The organism is Candidatus Hydrogenedentota bacterium, from assembly GCA_019695095.1.
GTDB lineage: Bacteria > Hydrogenedentota > Hydrogenedentia > Hydrogenedentales > SLHB01 > JAIBAQ01.
Genome location: JAIBAQ010000368.1, coordinates 1 through 3,088, shown reverse-complemented (window position 1 = coordinate 3,088; position 3,088 = coordinate 1). Strand labels below are relative to the sequence as shown.

The 3,088-nt window shown below is 57.0% G+C and carries 4 protein-coding genes; all 4 read right to left on the bottom strand.

All coding sequences use genetic code 11. From position 1 onward, the window contains the following. The coding region (locus K1Y02_26465) for an ABC transporter permease (protein MBX7259926.1) at positions 1-274 on the bottom strand (274 nt) is incomplete at its 3' end. Between the two features lie 18 nt (positions 275-292). Continuing rightward, positions 293-1,426: an ABC transporter permease gene (locus K1Y02_26460; GenBank protein ID MBX7259925.1), complete on the bottom strand. Its 1,134-nt coding sequence runs from the start codon at positions 1,424-1,426 to the stop codon at positions 293-295. After that, positions 1,423-2,427, bottom strand: a complete 1,005-nt coding sequence (locus K1Y02_26455) for an ABC transporter ATP-binding protein (protein MBX7259924.1) — start codon at positions 2,425-2,427, stop codon at positions 1,423-1,425. The genes K1Y02_26460 and K1Y02_26455 overlap by 4 nt, the downstream gene beginning before the upstream one ends. After that, a partial coding sequence (locus tag K1Y02_26450) for an ABC transporter ATP-binding protein (GenBank protein ID MBX7259923.1) occupies positions 2,408-3,088 on the bottom strand: 681 nt, incomplete at its 5' end. The genes K1Y02_26450 and K1Y02_26455, both read right to left, overlap by 20 nt.

Genomic DNA, 3,088 nt, shown 5'->3' with positions numbered 1-3,088 from the left:
GATCGAGCAGTCTGTGCGCCTCGGCCTCGGACGAGACATACCTGCTCATCGTGAAGTAGCCGCTGCTCGTAAATCGAGCAAGGAAGTCTCTGCTCGCGATGGTGCTGTCCATATCGAGCACTGCGAAGTCCACGTGTTTAACGTCGGTGCTGACGGCGTAACCAAAGAGCAGAAGCTGAATGACTGGAGCGACAAAGACGATCATGCGCATTCGCGGATCGCGGAAGACATGAATGAACTCCTTGATGAGCATGTGCTTGATTCGTTCAAACATGGCGCAATGCTCCGCGTGTCATGTCAGTTTCTTCCTGAAGGCGACGTTGGCAACGATTAAAAGCAAAGTGGCGAAGACTATGAGAAGCGCGATGTCGCCCCACAGCAAGGAAACGCCGACCCCCTTGAGATAGATCCCTTTCAGAATGACAACGAAGTATCGGGCCGGCACGATGTAGGTTACGTATTGAAGCGCAATCGGCATGTTTGAAATCGCGAATGCGAATCCTGACAGCAGGAAGGCGGGAAGGAAAGTTCCCATCAGGGCAAGCTGACTTGCCAGGAGTTGGTTCTTTGCGAGAATGCTGAAGATCATGCCCTGCGTGGCCGCCACGGTAAGGAAGATCATTGCCGTGGCGAAGAGCAACACGACACTTCCGCGCAGCGGGACATGGTACAGAAAGCGGCCCATGAGCATCGCGAGGACGACATCGCACATGCCTACGCCAAAGTAGGGAATGAGTTTGCCGAAGAGTAATTCAGGAGAACGCACCGGCGTGGAGATGAGTTGCTCCATAGTGCCGCGTTCCCACTCACGGGCAATGGTGAGCGAGGTCAGCATCGCGCCAATGATGCTCATGATGACGGCAATGAGACCGGGTACGATGAAGTTGCGCGATTCGAGGTCTGCGTTGTACCAGACGCGGGCACGAACGTCAAGGGGCTGACGCGGCGGCGTGATGCCGAATCGTTGGATCTGGTGCAGCATAACCTGCTGGTTGTACGCTTCGGTGATGGCCTTGGCGTATCCCATGGCAATGGTGGCGGTATTCGAGTCGCTGCCATCGGCGATGAGTTGCACGGGGACTCTCTTGCCCGCCTCGATTTGCTCTGAGAAATCGCGGGGAATGACCATCGCGAGAAGCGCTTCGCGATTGTCGATGATGCGTTCAATGTCTGCATAGGTATCAACATAGCCGCGAAGCGAGAAATAGCGCGAGCCCGTGAAGTGCGAGAGGAATTCACGGCTGGCCTTCGTGCCGCTCTGATCCCAGACGACAAGAGGTACGCGGTCGACGTCCAGGGTCAGTGCATAGCCGAAAAGCAGGAGCATGAGCATCGGCATGGCGATAGCCATTCCAAGGCTGCGGGGATCGCGCACGACGTGCAGGAACTCTTTTCGTGCGATGGCCCATGTCCGCTGGAAGTTCATCCCTTCACCTCCGCTTGCGGCGCTTCGGCGCGGTCATGGGCTTCCACCAGCGAAACGAAGACGTCCTCCAGCGATGGAATGATTGATTCCACTTGCTTCGCGTGAAAGCCGCGTTGCGCGAGCGTGGTTCGGATGGATTCGACGATATCGGCTCCCTCCTCGGCCACTGCGTGTAGTCCGTTGCCGAACAACGCGACCTCCTTCACGCCGTCGAGAGGTTCGATAATTTCCATGGCGTCGTGTGGACGATCGCATCGGACGTCTACAACCTGTTCGCGCATGATGTCGGTCTTGAGATGGCGCGGCGTGCCGCTGGCAATGATTTCACCGCGATAGATGAGAACGAGTTCGTCGCAATACTCGGCTTCATCCATGTAGTGCGTGGTGACGAACACGGTGACTCCTCGATCGCTGAGTGCGTAGATGAGTTCCCAGAACTGGCGGCGGCTTGTGGGGTCTACACCGGAAGTAGGTTCGTCCAGGAAGATAATCGGAGGTTCATGGAGCACGGCGCAGCCCAAAGCCAGTCGCTGTTTCCAACCACCGGAGAGGTTTCCCGTGCGGGATCGACGATGGTCTTTGAGACCGGCCATTTCCACAACCCACTCTTTGCGCGGTCCCTTCTTTTCGGGCGGAATTCGGTAAATGCCCGAATAGAAATCGATATTCTCTTCGACGGTGAGGTCTTCATAGAGCGAAAATCGTTGGCTCATATACCCGATACGATTCTTGATCTGTTCCGTTTCCTTGCGGATATCGAGCCCCGCCACCATGCCCGCGCCGCCGCTGGGGGCCAAGATGCCACATAGCATGCGAATGGTGGTGGACTTACCGGCTCCGTTTGGACCCAGGAACCCGAAGACTTTCCCTTTGGGTACGGAGAAACTCACCTTGTTTACAGCGACAAAGTGCCCGAACCGGCGTTCCAGATCTGTGACGACGACGGCTTTGGTATCGTCCCAACCAACGACGGTGGGCTGTTTAGCGTGTCGAAACGCCATGGCCGGCCTCCTGCGCCTTGCGGTTCAGCACCGACACGAAGACGTCTTCCAGCGACGGTTCAATGGGACGAATCCCACGCAGCTCTAACGCCGCTTGTGCACACGCGTCCCGCGCGCGCGCCGCAGAGCGATCGGCGTCGGCAGTAAGTACGTGAATGCGGTCGCCAAACAACCCGACGTTGTCGCCGGGGAGGGCATCGCGCAGCACTCGGATTGCGGCACGGGGTTCGTCAATGTGGAGTTCGATCAGAACGCCCTCAAGGTGTGTCTTAACCTCATCGGGCGAACCTACGGCGAAGAGTCTTCCTTCGTGCATAAGGCCCAAGCGATTACAGCGTTCGGCTTCGTCGAGATAGGCTGTCGAAACGAAGATGGTGACTTTCTCACGCAACAATGAGTAGAGAATGCGCCAGAAGTCACGACGCGATACGGGATCGACGCCGTTGGTGGGTTCGTCGAGAAACAAGACTTTGGGCGTGTGGATGAGCGCGCACGCGAGGCCAAGCTTCTGCTTCATGCCGCCAGATAAGTTGCCTGCCAAGCGTTTCTTAAATGGAGTGAGGTTGCTGAAGGCAAGCAACCGGTCGACTTTCTCGGTGCGCCCGCGACGTGGCACGCCGTAGATGTCTGCGTAGAAATCGATATTCTCCATCACCGTCAG